The organism is Traorella massiliensis, from assembly GCF_900104665.1.
Taxonomy (GTDB): Bacteria; Bacillota_I; Bacilli_A; order Erysipelotrichales; family Erysipelotrichaceae; genus Traorella; species Traorella massiliensis.
This window is the reverse complement of sequence record NZ_LT629968.1, coordinates 292795-308736: the sequence shown is the minus strand read 5'-3', so window position 1 is coordinate 308736 and position 15942 is coordinate 292795. Positions and strand designations below refer to the sequence as shown.

Below are 15942 nucleotides of genomic sequence, written 5' to 3'. Positions count from 1 at the left end.
TCGGTTACTCAGGTTACTTTCTCGGCGCAGAACAAAGGAAAAGGAGGAACGCAGAGTGCGGCAACGCCATGGAAAAGAGATATGACACATTCGGCTTACAATCGTCGGAACCACAATCAGTATACCAAAATATGATGAGTTTTTCAAGGAGGGACAGTATGGAGCAGAACAAACGAGAACAGTTTATCATTCGCCGGATCGGCGGCACCACCTACAAGGTCAGAGTCGTGTTCAACGAAAGCGGCGGCGAGACCATGGAGGATAAAATTTTACGGATTGTACGCAATGATATGGTTACAAACGACGGAACCTGTGGTATAATGGAGACACCACAAATGAGCCGACAGTCTGAAAGGAGCGCATCATGAGCGTGAAACAGACTGAAAGCAAAATTACCGCCCTCTATGAGCGGCTGTCCCGCGACGATGACAATGCCGGGGATAGCAATTCCATCGTGAATCAGAAAAAATATCTCGAAAGCTATGCCCGGCAGAGAGGCTACACTAACTGCCGACACTATACCGATGACGGCTGGAGCGGCGGCAATTTTGAGCGTCCGGCATGGAAGCAGCTCATTGCAGACATTGAGGCAGGCAAGGTTGCCCATGTGATTGTCAAGGATATGAGCCGGGCGGGGCGTGACTATCTGCAAACCGGATTTTACACGGAGGTGTTCTTCCGGCAGCACGGTGTCCACTTTGTTGCCATCGCCAACAGCGTGGACAGCGATGACCAGAACAGCAATGAGTTTGCCCCCTTCCTCAACATCATGAACGAGTGGTATCTGCGTGACCTGAGCCGCAAGCAGAAAACCGCCATCCGCGTCAAGGGAGAATCCGGCAAGCCTACCACCAACTGCGCCATCTACGGCTACAAGAAAGACCCGGAAAACAAATACCATTGGCTGATCGACGAGGAAGCCGCTGCCGTGGTACGGCGCATTTTCCGATTGACCATTGAGGGCAAAGGCCCCTACGACATTGCCCGTATTCTCTTTGAGGATAAGGTGGAAACGCCCGCCGTGTACTTCGGCAAGCAGGGCAAGGGCATCTGGAAAAGCAAAGAGGAATTTTCCAATCCCTATAACTGGAGCGGCTATGTCGTGGGACAGATCCTCTCCAAGCCGGAGTATATGGGGCATACGGTGAATTTCCGCTCCCACAAGCAGTCCTATAAAGATAAAAACGCCGTGATGAATCCCAGGGAGGATTGGCTCATCTTTGAGGACACCCACGAGGCCATCGTGGACAGGGAGACATGGGAGCTTGCGCAGAAGCTCCGCAAGACGCCAAAGCGCATTGACACGCTGGGAGAAGCGAATCCGCTGACCGGGCTTTTGTACTGCGCTGACTGCGGAGAAAAGATGTATAACCATCGCTCCAAAGGCGGCACAGAGAATAATCCGTACCCATCTGACTTTTTCGACTGCTCTGCCTATACCCTGGCGCATCAGAAACGGACAAGTGCCTGTTTTGGTCACTACATCTCCACCAAGGCTCTGCGCACCCTGATTCTGGACACCATCCGCACGGTCAGCACCTTTGCGATTTCCAATCAGGAGGCGTTCATGGAAAAGGTGCGCTCTGCCTCCCAGCTCCAACAGGCAGAAGCGGCCAAGGATGCCAAGCGAAAGCTGAGCAAGGACAAAAAGCGCATTGCCGAGTTGGACACCATCATCAAAAAGCTCTATGAATCCTTTGCCGTCGGGCGCATTACCGATGAACGCTTTGACCGCCTGCTGGCAGATTACGAAGCCGAGCAGAAAGCGCTGCAAACTGCTGTCGCAGAAGCGGAAGAAAAGCTGTCCGCTTTCGCAGAGGACACCGCCCGTGTGGAGCAGTTTTTGGAGCTGGCAAAGAAGTACACCGATTTTTCCGAGCTGACCACGCCCATGATCAATGAGTTTATTGAGAAAATCATCGTCCACGCCCCAGAGCGTATCGACGGCGACCGGGTGCAGGAGGTGGAAATCCACCTTCGGTTTATCGGGCAGTTTGAGCTTCCCGCGCCGGAGCTGACCGAGGAAGAAATCAAGCGGCAGGAGCAGCTCAAGCGACATCGCATTAAAAGCCGGGAACGGTATCAGAAAATCAAGGCTGGTGAACACGCTGTCGGTCAGCCTTTCATGCTGACCTGCAAGTGCTGCGGGCAGGAATTTGCATCCAAACGGACGAACACCCTGTTCTGCGGCCCCAACTGCCGGGCAAAATTCTACCGGCAGGAGGCGGCAGAAAGCCGCAGCCGGGAGTGTACCTGTGAAAACTGCGGCAAGGTGTTTCCTACGACACGAAGCAGCGTCAAATACTGCTCCGATGCTTGCCGGTATGCAGCACAGATCAAGCGGCAGGGCGCACGGAAGAAAGCCTTGCGAGAAGCCAAGAATGAGGAAGAAATCAAAACATCATAAGAAAAGACACAGACGGCGGCTTGCCCCAGATCGGGCAGGCCGCCGTTTTTGCGCAGAAATGGAGGTATCATGCGTATTTTTGAAATCGTAAAAGAAAACATCAATCTGCGGGAAGCGGCAGAGCTGTACGGGATCGATGTGAACCGATACGGCAAAGCCCTCTGCCCGTTTCACAATGACCGACATCCCAGCCTGTATGTGGCCGACGACCACTATTATTGCTTCGCCTGCGGGGAGCACGGGGATGTGATCGACTTTGTGGGCAGGCTGTTTCAGCTTTCACCCTACGATGCGGCACGGAAGCTGATGACAGATTTTCATCTCAGCCCGGACAAGCCGCCCAGCGCAGCAGCGCTTCACGCAAAACGCATCCGAACAGAAGCACAGCAGCTCATGGAAAACGAGCGGCTGTGCTTTTCTGTTCTGTCTGATTACGCCCGTGTGCTGCGGAACTGGAAGGTGCGGTATGCGCCGCAGTCACCTGATCAACCTGTTCACGCACGGTTTACGGAAGCCTGTCGCAAGCTCGATGAAACGGAATACTATCTGGATATTTTGTGCGCCGGGGATTCCCATGAACGCGCCGAAGTGGTGCAGCACCAGATGGAAGACGGCAAGCTGGACAGGCTGCGAAGAAGATTAGAGGAAATTCACAAGGAGGAATTGGAAGATGGAAATGACACCGCAGGCGTGGCCTGACTGGTACGATGGCAGGCATATCAATGAAGTGCTGTTCTGCCAGCAGTTTTTGGACAAGCACCCCATGAAATGTGTGCGCGGGCGGCTGTTCACGGTAGACGGGTTGATAGAGGACGAGGGGCAGATCGGCAATCTCATTCTGGAGGAAATCTCCGGTGTGCTGACCTCCGGACTGTCCAAAGTCGTGATAAATCTGCTTGCCAGCATCAAGCTGCAAGCCTATTCACCGCCGCTGCCCATTGAAACGGATCGCATCCATGTTGCCAACGGAACGTATTTCATGGATGGCAGCTTCACCGCCGACAAGAGCTACTGCAACAACCGGCTGACGGTCGCCTACAACCCAGACGCGCCTGAGCCAAAACGCTGGCTGCAATTCCTGTCCGAGCTGCTGCAACCGGAGGACGTTCCCACCTTGCAGGAGTTTCTCGGCTACTGTCTGCTGCCAACCACCAAGGGACAGAAGTTGCTCATGCTCATCGGCAAGGGCGGCGAGGGCAAAAGCCGCATCGGACTGGTCATGCGCTCGCTGCTGGGCGACAGTATGAATACCACCAGCATCCAGAAAGTCGAGAGCAACCGGTTCAGCCGCGCGGACTTGGAAAACAAGCTCCTGATGGTGGACGATGATATGGATATGAGCGCCCTGCCCAAGACGAATTATATCAAATCCATCGTGACTTCGGAGTGCAAGATGGACATGGAGCGCAAGGGCGTTCAGAGCTATCAGAGCCAGCTTTATGTTCGCTTCCTCTGCTTCGGAAACGGTGCGCTGACCGCCCTGCACGACAAGTCCGACGGCTTTTTTCGCCGCCAGATCGTGCTGACCACCAAAGACCGGCCCGCAGGCAGAGCGGATGATCCGTTTCTGGTGGACAAGCTGCTGCGGGAAAAGGATGGTATCTTCCTATGGTGTCTGGAGGGGCTGCACCGGCTGATTGGGAACAACTATCAGTTCAGCATTTCGGGCAAAGCCAGAGAAAATATGGAGACGGTCAAGCGCAGCAGCAACAATGTGATCGAGTTTCTGCAATCTGAGGGCTATATACGCTTTCGGGCAGACAGCGAGGCCAGCTCCAAGGCAATTTATGAAGCCTACACAAGATGGTGCGACGACAACGCGCAGAAGCCCATGTCTGCCAACCGGGTCAGCTCTGAGCTTGCACAAAATGAGCGGCTTTACAATGTAGAGGCCACCAACAATGTCCATGTCGGCGGTAAGCGGGTGCGGGGCTTTGTGGGTATTGAGGTGATCAATCCGCCGCCGTATTGAAAATAAGAAACGGACTTCAAAACTGCCGTACACGCCGTACACTCTGTACGGCTGTTTTTGATTTCATTCTTAAAAACCGCTTTTGCTTGTGAGCACCGTGGAGTATTTCACGTCAACGTGTAAAATCTGCCGCTGAACCGACGGCTGGTACACAAAACCGGCGTACAGAAGCGTACACAAGAGGGCTCTTCTGTACCGAGCCGTACACCGGCGGCTCAATCTTGCAGCCCCAAAATCAATGCTTGTGAAATCCGTGAAGATTTTCGCCGTAGGTCGAACGCGCTGCACCATCCGGTGATTTACCGAAGCGTGAAGCCGCCGCACTGGACTGTGGCATATCCTGCCATTTCGTATGCTTTCGCACAAAACGATGAAGCTGGTAGGGTACTGTTACGAACAGGGCGTCACGGACGGAAATCTGAGCGGATTTGCGGCACAGCAGATTTTTCACCACAAAGCGCACACAGTTCACTTACTCAAAAACCAATATCACGAAAATATGGAGGTAAAAGTTGATGAAATCCAATCTGAGAAATGAGATCAAGTCATACATCGTCCGTCAGGGCATGACCATGCAGGAGGTCGTTGATCTGCTGCGGGATGAACACGGCTGGTCTGACAGCGTATCAAACCTGTCCAATAAGCTCCAGCGGGAATCCCTGCGCTATGTCGAAGCTGTCCAGCTTGCCGACGCGCTGGGCTATGAAATCGTCTGGCAGAAACGAAGATAAGGAGGGCTTTCGCATGATGACAGATGCGGAAAAGAAACTGTTGCAGGCACAGCACCGGTTGGAAGAAGCGCAGGCGCGGGATCGGGTCAAGGAGCGCAAAGCCAGAACACGCAGGCTCATTCAGGAGGGCGCAATTCTGGAAAAGGTGCTGCCAGAAGTGCGGACGATGGAGCCGACTGTACTGGAGGATTATCTGATACAGAAGCTGCCGCAGCACGATTGAATCTGCTGGGAGGTCTCCGGGAAACCGGGGACCTTCCTCTTTTTTCTCCCAAAGGGCGCACTTACTCACCACCCTAAAGGGCAGTGGTATTTCCTGCGGAAATCGTGCGCTCTGCGAGGCGGATGCGGCTGCTGCGGCAGCCTCCAGACAATGCCACAGCACTTGCAGGGTGCTGCTGTCATCGTCTGCGCAGGTCGCAGTTGTTTCTGCTTTGGAAACAGCTTGCACCCTGCCCGCACAAACCTGCCACCGGCAGCTTTGTTTGCGGCTATGCCCGAAGCTCATCTTCGGGGCATTTTCTCTTTTGCGAAAGAGAAACAGAAAAAGGAAGAACGAGGTGAAGAAGATATGGCGATTTATCATTTGGAAGCGAAGGTGGTCAGCCGGGGCGCAGGCCGCTCCGCAGTAGCTGCTTCTGCCTATTTGAGCTGCTCCCGCCTGTATAACGATTACGACGGGATTCAGCACGACTACACGAAAAAACAAGGGCTTGTCTGGCAGCAGATGTTTCTGCCGGAATATGCCCCACAGGAATGGCAAGACAGAGAAAAACTGTGGAACGCCGTGGAGGAAGTAGAGACAGCAAAAGACAGCAGGCTTGCCCGTGAGTTTGTTGTGGCTCTGCCCATAGAGCTAAACCGGGAACAGCAGATCGAGCTGCTGCAAGACTTTATCCGGGAGCAATTTGTGTCCGATGGAATGTGCGCCGACGCTGCCATCCACGACACCGACGGTCACAATCCCCACGCCCACATTCTCCTGACGGTGCGCCCGCTGGATGAGCAGGGACGCTGGCAGTACAAGACCGAAAAAGAATATCTCTGTATGAGAAACGGTGAAGAACGAGGCTTCACCGCCGCCGAGTTCCGGGCGGCGCAGAACGAGGGCTGGGAGAAGCAATATCCCTACAAGGTCGGCAAAAAGAAGGTCTATATGACACCGTCTGCTGCCGAGGCGCAGGGACTCATCCGGGCTGACAAGCATCCGAAGAGCACCCGCTACGGCAGACAGAACCCCATCTCCGAACGTTGGAATAGTGAGGAGCAACTTGTGACATGGCGGGCTGCATGGGCGGATGTGACCAATCTCTATCTGGAGCGCGCCGGACGGGCGGAGCGAATCGACCACCGCAGCAACGCAGCCAGAGGTCTGGATGAGCAGCCTACCATCCATGAGGGAGTGACCGCACGGGCGCTGGAGCGGAAAGGGATCATTGCTGACCGCTGCGAGATCAACCGGCAGATCAAGGCGGACAATGCCTTGCTGCGGGAGCTGAAAGCTGCGGTCAGGAAGCTGGCACAGGCGGTAAAGAACACCCTCCCGGTTATTGCCGAGGCGATGGAAAAGCTGCGGGCAAATATGATTGTTTTCCGCTATCAGCTGCGGCATATCGGCCGGGGCAGGCAGCGCATGAAAGATTATATCCACGCGGTTCAGCCGAATCTGGTGCGCTATACCGAGCTGGTTCAGGAGATTCGGGGCAAGGGCAAGGAACGCAAGTCTTTGCTTGCCCAAAAGAAGGAGACACCCCTCTATCTCATCCCGAAGCAGTGTGAACTGTCCCGCCATATTGCGGAGCTGACCGAGGAATTGGAAGAGCTGAAATCCGAGAAGGATATGCTGCTGCACTCGCTGGAATGCAGTGACGATGCCGGTATCGCTGCTGTGAAAAAGGACATTTCCACGATGGAAGCCGCACTAAAAAAGCTGTCGCAACAGGAAGAAAAGTACACGGCTGAGCTGAACGACGCTTTGCAGCAGTATGCTGATTTGAAGACGCAATCGGCAGAATTCGACCCAGACGAATTGCAGGACGCAAGGCTCGACCTGCGTCCTGCAATGGAGCGCTCTGTGGTTGACCGTGTGCAGTCTGCTTACGGAGATAAGTACGATTACTTGATGATGTACGACAGCAAGCGGGATGTTGCTGATATACTTCATGAGGAAACGGAAGCTCGCTCCATCCGTGAACATCTGCGTCAGAAACAGCAGGCACAGCAGAAGCAAAACAAGAAGAACAGCAGAGACACTTGGGAACGATAATATATATATGCTACCACATTCTTGCGCTTACCTCTATCCCAACTATTGACATAGAGCCGCACAAATTTAAAGGAGCACGGTCGTGGCTGACCGTGCTCCTTTAGCATCGCTTGCGATGCATAGTCACAGATGGAATCTGTGTCAAAGGGGTTCGAGGATTTTATCCCAGACAGGCGATTTATAAGCCCCTGCTGCGGCAGGGGCTTATAAATTTTGCATGAGTGGGTACCGCCATGCATTGCTCGTTAAGATCGTGCCCAACTTTTTTACTTACGCCGCATCGAATATTTGCGAGATAACAGCCCCTGTATATGCGCCTGCTGCACTGGCAATTAAGTTCACAAGTTCAGATTTTGCTTTTTGCTCACTTAACTTCAACAATTCATCACCACGAGGAGAACAGTCGTATGCGTTAGCACCATGTGGCGAGCCACATTTCGTCATTTCATAGGCTCACTAAAGAAGAGAAACCATTATCTCAGCTTATCGTTTCGATTTCTCCAAGCAAATCATTTTTTCCTGAGTTGCTAATTTTATCTGCAAAATTGACTTATTTATGAAGACTATCATAATCTGCACGCGCTGGAACACAAGAGCAACTTTTTGAAATAACGTACCTTTGAGGAGTCTGGACTGGCTCCTCTTTTTTGTTGCACAAATTGTGCAGGCGGTGCTTGCACAATTATCAACCTAACATCTGCATTCCATACAATCTCGATATTGTCCTCCTGTTGTTCTGCGTTATGCTTTCTCCGTGCATTTTCGTATTATTTATTCTGCCATCTGACTTCGCCCTTGGACAGAAGCGGATAACAGATCAGCTGATCTGAATCCAGATTTTCCGCATGCATGTCAACCGCTGTGATCTGATGATTATCATAAGTCGTATAATAATAAATACCTTTTGCTGTATTACAACAGGACGTGTATATCGTGATCTCATATTTGCCTTCTGTCACCTCACAGCATCCACGCTGCTGATCTACGGATCCTAAGATATGGAAGAACTGGCTTACACTCTCATCCTCTTCTTCACCGGAGATCGAATTTAATTTTGTAAAGGCAACTTTCACAAATCTTGACTGGCTGGAAAGATCTCCAGGTATTCCCATTCCACCCATTCCTCTGCTATATGCATCAAGCTGTAATACTCCTGCAAAAGTACTCTCCGGCTGTTTTCTGGATACTCCGGCATAATTATTCAGTGCAAACATCTGACTCGGGAATGGTGGATTATTGGTAAGCACTCCTACCGGATTATCATATACATGCAGCCCATCTTTCATAGACTCAACAACGATACAGGAGTCTTTGTCTGCAATGATCCAGTGAAGCTGTGCTGTCGGCAGCTGTTCACTGAATGCTGTGCCTGTCAGTCTCATTGCTGCCAGCTTCTCTCTCGCCTCTGCTACAGTAGCACACTGTGTAAGGATCCATGGGATGAACTCGAACTGTGCCACCTGGCTGACTTCTGTTTCATCTTCCGGCAAAGCTTCTTCATATGCCGCATTGCCGACAAAATTAAGACCTGCCATTCCAAGGCCTTTTTCATTAACAGCATCATAATAAAGCGGATAACCTCCTGCAACAAATGCCATTCCGATCAAAGCATAATGGCTTTTTATCTTCCCGGCAAACCGGAAATCAAATTCGTAATTTCTTGGCGTTATCGTGATCTGTTCCCCATAGGAAAATTCATAATCAAGCGTTCTGCCCATATAAAAATCTTTTGTTTTGTAAGTTGCTGCTGTACACATATCGAACACCTCTTCTTTCTGCTATAATAGTCCTGCAAACAATCTCATAAACAACTGTCCGAGCCATAAATATGCACTCCGTCCTGTGCGGTACTTTTCGGTCACTTCCCTGCATTCATTCGAGGATTTTTCTTTACACAATAACTCCATATAATTACCGGAATCAGACAAAGCCGAAAAAAGAAAGAAGATTAGGAACCGTAATAATTCTATTCAAATTTTCTTTCTGATTCACTTCACTCTGCATGTACGGTCACCTCACTTTCCTTTTTTTTAGGCATAAACCAATAAAATATAACACAAAATGCTAAAGCAAACACAACACCAAAAACATTTTGACTCACTCTAAGACTAACCGCTCCTTGTAGTCCATATGTCTCTGCAGCAATGGCTAAAGCACCAAATGTGTTAAATACTGCCTGCCAGCCATATTGTGCTGAAAATCCTACACCGATTCCACCAAGAATTCCTATATATGCATAGATTGACGAAGGAAGCAGAAAATATAATACTGTAAAACATATAACACCTGCAATATTTCCGACAATCCTTTTACGGACTCTGTAGTGCATATCTTCCATAGACGGCAAAATCACGGACATGGCCGCAATACCAGCCCACATTGCACGTGGCATATTACAAAGTTCTGCAATGCAAAGGACAATCGGTACGCATAAAATCTGACATATCTGCCATTTTGTTCTGGAAGAAGTGATATCAAATTCTTGTATCAGATCTTTCAGATTTCTTTTATAAGTTCTGTTTTTATGATTTCGATAAAATACGAAGCAGGTAAGTGCTGCACCTAAAGCCATTCCGACTAATCGCATCTGATAGCTTTTTCCCGTAACATCATAACCATATAGCAGCAGATACCCAAGAACCAATGTAGATTGATTAAACATGGATGGATTATGGCATCCGAACAGAATCAACACAGCCAGTGCCGCAATATTTAACAGCATTCCCAATACCGGTGAAAACTGATTTGCTAAATGCGGACATACAGTCATAATTACAAAGAACAAAGCCAAAAGCATCGTAGATTGTCCGGTGTGGATCCCCAGATCCGCATTCCTAAACACCATGAGACATAATAAGACTACTACACCTACAATGCTGTTCTCATTTCCAAATAGGATGCTGAAAATACTAACAAAGAAAAAACAAAATGCCATTGTAGCAGCTATCTTCACCAGATATACCCACATATGATATAGTTTTTCTTTTAGTGTTTCACTCTTTTTCAACAGGTTTTTAGAACCTGCCTGATTTAACTGCAACTCCTGATAAAATGTCATATAAATACTCCCATCTTCTAATTTATCTTAAAACTAGATAATCTCATCTTTCTGCTTTGGCAGCTCTATAACAAATCTGCATCCACCATATTCACGGTTTTCTGCTTTGATTGTTCCTCCGGCACTATCTACAATCCGTTTTACAAGTGCAAGACCTAGGCCATTTCCTTCTGCTTTATGAGATCCATCTACCTGATAGAACTTGTCAAATATTCTGGATTTTACATCATCCTCTATTCCTGGTCCTTCATCTTCCAGAATGAACTTAACAGAATCCTGTTCTTGTTTCAGAAACATCGTAATTGTCCCCTTTGAAGGGCTGAACTTAATCGCATTATCTAAAAGATTTATCCAGATATGCATAAAAAGTCCTTCATTCGCAGTATATTTAACTTCCTCCAATTCTACCTGAAAACCAATTTCTTTTTCTGTCCATTTTGTTTCCAATGAAAGAACTGCCTGGCGGATCTGTTCATCCAGACGATTATCGTCAATAAACGCACAAACTATTCGAACGCCTGCTACATCATTGAGATATGTCTGTATTCTCGTCTGAGTTGCTTTGTACATTGGACAGCTCCGGTTTGCGGGTATGCAGCCGCCGTTCGATTGATTCGTGTAGAAGCTGAGATACAAGAGCCATTAACGGAATAAAGAAAATCATGCCAAGGACACCGAACAGTTTACCGCCCAGCAAAACCGCCAACAACGTCCAGAACGGGGATAGCCCTACACTGTTTCCCACGACGTGCGGATAGATGAACTGATTTTCAACAAACTGAGTTGCCTGATAGACGATCAAGCATAGGAGCGCCTTGTTCGGAGCCGCCAATAAAGTAAATAAAATGCCGAAAGCGCAGGAGAGAAATCCTCCAATATAAGGAACGAATGCAAAGGCGGCAGTTAAAACGGCTGTTAGCCCCGCATATGGAATCCCTGCAACAGAAAACGAAAGAAAGATCAATGTTCCAAGAATCATAACCTCGACACACTGACCAGAAAGAAACTTCGCATAGGTGTCATGTGCAAGTTTCGAAATATGGCAAATTCTATCTGCAACGGATTCCTTACAGTAGGCATACAGTGCCCGTTTGCTTTGACTGCTCAATTCACGCCATCCAATTAGCACATAGAATGTGATCACAAGTGAAATTGCAACATCAGCAATCGCAGATACCGTAGAGCCAGCAACATTGGCAACTGAGGAAATCACTGTGTTCATTTCGCTCGAAATGCTTTGCAGAATAGATTTCCAATCGAGCGCAGCAAAATGTGCCGACAGTTTCTCTGTGTCAATGCCGTATCTTTGCAATAAGCCGACCCAGTCAGGCCATTTTTCTTGAACAAGAGCAGCAATGCTTTTTACAGATGCAGTGAGCTGTGGAATCGCAATTACACACAGAAGAGCAATAATCGCAATAACACATATCAGCGTCAGTAACAGGCTTATCATGTCTATTTGCCGATCTGTAGCTTTAGTCAGCTTTCGTCGAAGCCTCTTTGCCAGTCCGCGCACGGGTACACTCAGAACAAAGGCCAGCAAAAGGCCTGATAAAATCGGAGCGAGCAAGCCAATACACGATTTTAGAAAGTTGGCAACATAGTTTAGATTGTTGAATGCCGCAAATAAGATCACCCCAAACGTGATTAGTAGAAGCGGCTTTTTGTAGGATTTATCCATGATTACATCCTCGTAAGAAATCGGTTTGTTTTATTATTGGGGAGTATCTTATAGGCAATCCACCAACCAAAGAAACAGACTGGCAATGCAGCGAGAACATCCATGATAGAATGCTGTTTCATAAAAACGGTGGAGAGACTGATACACACGGCGATTGATGTAGCAGCGATTTTCCATCCGACGCTTTGGAGCGCCTTGCAATCCCATAACCCAAACATCGCGGCAACAGAGCCTATTACATGAAGTGAGGGGCAAACATTTGTATTGGTATCGAAACTATAGAATAATTCAATAAAGCGTGTAAGTAGATTATTGCGTACAAATGCTTCTGGCCGCAAATTTTGGCAGGTTGGAAAGAACAGGTAAATCAAAACCGTGATCGTATAGGTGACTATCACAAAATACATCATACGCCGAAATGCAGGTACATCGACGAAAAAAGTATAAACCAACGTACCGATTAGAAAGACAAACCAAAATAGATACGGAATCAACGCCCATTCACAAAATGGTATTATATCATCGAGTCCACAATAGACGGGATAGTAATTTCGTTGCGGTTGCAACCGCTCAAGAAACAAAAACAGCAAGCCGAAAATTGGCCAGTAAAGCAATAGCCTGACGTGAGAAAATTCAGGTGTATTAAGTTTATGGATGCGGAACTCACGGTAATTAACTTCCGGCTTTATATGATTACTTTGCATGACTGTATATCCATTCATAGATTTTATCGGCTGCCGTACATTCCGTCTGCGACCGCATTGCCGCGCGCATTTTAGAAAGAAGCACTGGGGCATTTAGCGTTTTTATTGTGGTGTCTGCGATTGCTTTTGGCGTATTGGCTGTGACGGCCATTCCATTACGCAGAAAAAAATTCAGATTATGTGTCTCGCAGCCAGCCACTGCATCGATAAGCACCATTGGTAACTCTGCCGCCATTGCCTCAGATGTACTTAGACCTCCGGGCTTTGTCAGGAATAGGTCTGAGGCTTGCATGAGCTGCGGCACATTATTGACGGTTCCCAGAACATGAACTTGAGAATACTTTTCTGTCCTTTTTTGGAGTTTTTTGCGTAAATCATCATTTGTGCCGCATACAACACTAAGTTCTTGTTCTGTTGTGAGGTAAGGGCAGAGATACGATATAATCTCCTCCATTGGACCGCAGCCCATGCTACCGCACATCATTAAAATATGTTGATGAGCAGGAGAGATTCCGGCGTTGGCTTTTCCTGCTTCTTGTGACACACGCTGGTAGAATTGCTGCCGCACAGGGATTCCACTGGCGATCAGCTTTTGAGGTTGAAGTCCACATTGTTCAAACTCACCTAACAGCGAAGTGGACGGAATGAAATACCAGTCCAGCGCAGAATCCGCTGTGCAGGGAGCGCAGGTATAGTCTGTAGAAATGTGGCTCGTTACAAGCTGTAAGCATGGGTGCTGTCGGCGCATTTCTGTCAACGCCAAGGCTGGGAATACATGAGTACAGATAATATTATCGTAGCCTGCAGAGCGGATGTATTGATACATCCGCTCTGCGCCGGAGGAAAGTAGCTTATAGATCGGCGTTCCCTCACAAAAAATATCTTCGTGAGATTCCGCACGCTGATACCCAGCATCAAAAAGCCTTGGAGCATGGCGGTAAATTCGGGTATGCCAATTAGAAATAAACGTGGATGCTTTTTCTGAAATAAACTGCAAAGAATCTGTAATATTGCAGATTTCTCCGCGAGAGTGGTAGGCTTCCTGAACTGCTTGCGCACAGGAGTTATGCCCTGCGCCAGTGTTGCAGCTTAGAATTAGTGTTTGCATTTGAATCTCCTATTTTTTCCTTTGCTGCATAGCAAACAGCTTTTGCAGGCGTGGGCGATTATAGCGCTGGACAACAATAAACGGCAAATTACCCAGCACAATGTAGATAATCGTTATACATACCCCGCCAACACCGGACCATATTTTCAGCAGTCCAAGACCGGCGATAGACAACAGAATATGTGTCCACTCTGCCACGCAAGTTTCTTCTATCATGCGCGGCAAGTTCTCATAGTTTTCCTTTGTCAGTTTCTTTTCCGGCATGATTTTAACGAATATGCGGCTCATATCGGGGATCTTTGCCTGCCATTTCCGAACATGAAGCCGCTTCCATAGTTTTTGCTCTGCCGGGTGGCAGACCCAAGGAAAACGATCGGCGTGAAACCAATGCTTCGGGATCAAGCGCCCCACTACAAAGGAGAGAACCCCTAACGCCGCGATATATAGCAGACACATAAGAAAATGCTTCATAAAAACCTCAACATAGCGGTGCGAAAATACGAAGGACACCATCTACGACCCAGCGGCGCGAATAATGTTTCATATCATAGGGCTTTACCTCTTTACATTTTGCCTGTGTAGCGATGAAATCGTCCTTTATTGCTGCAATAATACTGGAACGATAAAAGAACGAATTGTTTTCAAAGTGGAGAAAGAGACTGCGGTAGTCCAGATTGACAGTTCCTATCGTCGCAACTTTGTCGTCTGATACAAAGCTCTTTGCATGAACGAAGCCGGGAGTATACTCATAAATCTTGATGCCGCCAGTCAGCAACACCTGATAAAAGCTCCGAGACATACGGAAAATCAGCTTCTTATCAGGGATGCCGGGCATAATGATCCGCACGTCTACACCACGTTGAGCAGCGGAAATCATTGCATCCATCAAGTCATCGCCAAGCATAAGATACGGTGTAAAAAACCATGCGTAATCCGTGCTTTGAGAAAGCAAGTCAATAAAGAGCTGATTACTGGTAGCTTCATGGTTAAGGGGCGAATCGTAGTAACTAAGCACATAACCATCAAATGTGTGCGGCGGCGCAGGATACCTTTTGGGATATGTGGGCATTGCAAGCTGTCCTGCTTCTTTTTCCAGCGAAAATGCGTTCCAAAAGGTCAAGAACATATGGGTAAAATTTTTTACTGGCTCACCAGTAATCCGAAAGCCTGTGTCCTTCCAGTGTCCATAGGGATGTTCCAAATTGATATACCGATCTGATAAGTTGATACCTCCGCTATAAGCAACTTCGTTGTCAATAATCAGCATTTTGCGATGATCGCGATAGTTTGCAGTTCCTTTTAAGGCAAGGAAAGGATTAAAAGGAATACATGGAATGCCTTTCTTTTTCAGTTCACGGACATTACTGAAATTGAACGAAGAAATACTGCCAAGATCATCGTATATCACACGTACATCAACGCCCTGCTCCATTTTTACTTCCAGTTCGTTCACGATTGCGTCCCACATATGCCCCGGCTCAATAATGAAGTATTCTACGTAAATCGAGTTTCTTGCATTTTTCAAATCGGCAAGCATATCAGGGAACATATTATCGCCCAACGGATAGTAACGAACCTGCTCAACTGCACACATCGGATATTGCGTTTTTTCTTCCAGCCACCGCACTGTTTGCCCCATGCGTTTTTCGCCGTCAAAGGGCGCTTCTTTTATTGGAAGAGGCTGCGGATTGCAACTCTTTTGAACTTGCTGCAAGCGCCTTTTTAGAGGGCGGGCCGTCCGTTTATTTCCAAAGAGCAGATATAGTAACGCTCCTACCAAAGGTAGTGACAGAATAACCAGCAGCCAAAGCAATTTATAAGCGGTTTCATCTCTCTTTATAATAATAAATACCACCAAGAAAAACGCTGCAACGGAAAGCAGTGACACAATAATCGGTGCGTAAGGGATCAGCCATTTCATCAACAGCAAAAGCCAGAGCGATTGTAAAGCCACCGCTGGAATAATTGTTAGAATGCGTCGAATGATTTTTCCCATATGTTTACCCCCCTCTATG

At 48.1% G+C, this 15942-nt stretch carries 16 protein-coding genes; 7 read left to right on the top strand and 9 right to left on the bottom strand.

The genetic code is table 11. The features are described 5' to 3' along the window. The first annotated feature begins 158 nt into the window (after window positions 1-158). The 7 genes from BQ5367_RS05945 (at window position 159) to mobQ (ending at window position 7376) form a co-directional block, all read left to right on the top strand. Window positions 159-368 (top strand): transposon-encoded TnpW family protein, encoded by a 210-nt coding sequence (locus BQ5367_RS05945; RefSeq protein WP_071441612.1) that lies wholly within the window; start codon window positions 159-161, stop codon window positions 366-368. Then, window positions 365-2407: a recombinase family protein gene (locus BQ5367_RS05940; protein ID WP_071441611.1), complete on the top strand. Its 2043-nt coding sequence runs from the start codon at window positions 365-367 to the stop codon at window positions 2405-2407. The genes BQ5367_RS05945 and BQ5367_RS05940 overlap by 4 nt, the downstream gene beginning before the upstream one ends. A 69-nt stretch (window positions 2408-2476) precedes the next feature. After that, window positions 2477-3106: a CHC2 zinc finger domain-containing protein gene (locus tag BQ5367_RS05935; RefSeq protein WP_071441610.1), complete on the top strand. Its 630-nt coding sequence runs from the start codon at window positions 2477-2479 to the stop codon at window positions 3104-3106. After that, a complete protein-coding gene (locus BQ5367_RS13060) occupies window positions 3078-4379 on the top strand; it encodes a DNA primase family protein (RefSeq protein ID WP_074021999.1) in 1302 nt (433 codons plus the stop codon). The genes BQ5367_RS05935 and BQ5367_RS13060 overlap by 29 nt, the downstream gene beginning before the upstream one ends. 515 nt (window positions 4380-4894) lie before the next feature. Continuing rightward, window positions 4895-5110 (top strand): DUF6471 domain-containing protein, encoded by a 216-nt coding sequence (locus BQ5367_RS05925; RefSeq protein ID WP_071441608.1) that lies wholly within the window; start codon window positions 4895-4897, stop codon window positions 5108-5110. A gap of 13 nt (window positions 5111-5123) precedes the next feature. Continuing rightward, a complete protein-coding gene (locus tag BQ5367_RS05920) occupies window positions 5124-5333 on the top strand; it encodes a DUF3847 domain-containing protein (RefSeq protein ID WP_202615273.1) in 210 nt (69 codons plus the stop codon). Window positions 5334-5483: 150 nt separating this feature from the next. Next, window positions 5484-7376 carry a MobQ family relaxase gene (gene mobQ / locus BQ5367_RS05915; protein ID WP_020990945.1) on the top strand — a complete coding sequence of 631 codons (1893 nt, stop codon included), beginning with the start codon at window positions 5484-5486 and terminating at the stop codon, window positions 7374-7376. Between the two features lie 270 nt (window positions 7377-7646). Here mobQ and BQ5367_RS13490 read toward each other — a convergent pair whose 3' ends face one another. The 9 genes from BQ5367_RS13490 to cls all read right to left on the bottom strand — a co-directional run bounded on the left by BQ5367_RS13490 (window position 7647) and on the right by cls (window position 15923). Continuing rightward, a complete protein-coding gene (locus tag BQ5367_RS13490; protein ID WP_008978056.1) occupies window positions 7647-7820 on the bottom strand; it encodes a hypothetical protein in 174 nt (57 codons plus the stop codon). A 323-nt stretch (window positions 7821-8143) separates the two neighbouring features. After that, entirely contained in the window at window positions 8144-9133 is a 990-nt protein-coding gene (bsh, locus tag BQ5367_RS05910) for a choloylglycine hydrolase (protein WP_009295645.1), read from the bottom strand. 236 nt (window positions 9134-9369) lie between these two features. Beyond that, window positions 9370-10434: an FUSC family protein gene (locus BQ5367_RS05905; protein WP_005946426.1), complete on the bottom strand. Its 1065-nt coding sequence runs from the start codon at window positions 10432-10434 to the stop codon at window positions 9370-9372. A gap of 33 nt (window positions 10435-10467) precedes the next feature. After that, complete coding sequence (locus BQ5367_RS05900) at window positions 10468-11004, bottom strand: sensor histidine kinase (RefSeq protein ID WP_008978054.1); 537 nt, start codon at window positions 11002-11004, stop codon at window positions 10468-10470. Then, window positions 10961-12115, bottom strand: coding sequence for an AI-2E family transporter (locus tag BQ5367_RS05895; RefSeq protein WP_071430986.1), 1155 nt, complete (start codon window positions 12113-12115; stop codon window positions 10961-10963). The genes BQ5367_RS05900 and BQ5367_RS05895 overlap by 44 nt, the downstream gene beginning before the upstream one ends. 2 nt (window positions 12116-12117) lie before the next feature. After that, window positions 12118-12819 (bottom strand): phosphatase PAP2 family protein, encoded by a 702-nt coding sequence (locus tag BQ5367_RS05890; protein WP_008978052.1) that lies wholly within the window; start codon window positions 12817-12819, stop codon window positions 12118-12120. Beyond that, window positions 12809-13927 (bottom strand): MGDG synthase family glycosyltransferase, encoded by a 1119-nt coding sequence (locus tag BQ5367_RS05885; RefSeq protein ID WP_008978051.1) that lies wholly within the window; start codon window positions 13925-13927, stop codon window positions 12809-12811. The genes BQ5367_RS05890 and BQ5367_RS05885 overlap by 11 nt, the downstream gene beginning before the upstream one ends. A gap of 9 nt (window positions 13928-13936) precedes the next feature. Further along, window positions 13937-14398 carry a glycosyl-4,4'-diaponeurosporenoate acyltransferase CrtO family protein gene (locus BQ5367_RS05880; RefSeq protein ID WP_009295644.1) on the bottom strand — a complete coding sequence of 154 codons (462 nt, stop codon included), beginning with the start codon at window positions 14396-14398 and terminating at the stop codon, window positions 13937-13939. A 7-nt stretch (window positions 14399-14405) separates the two neighbouring features. Next, a complete protein-coding gene (cls, locus tag BQ5367_RS05875; RefSeq protein WP_071441607.1) occupies window positions 14406-15923 on the bottom strand; it encodes a cardiolipin synthase in 1518 nt (505 codons plus the stop codon). Window positions 15924-15942 lie beyond the last annotated feature (19 nt).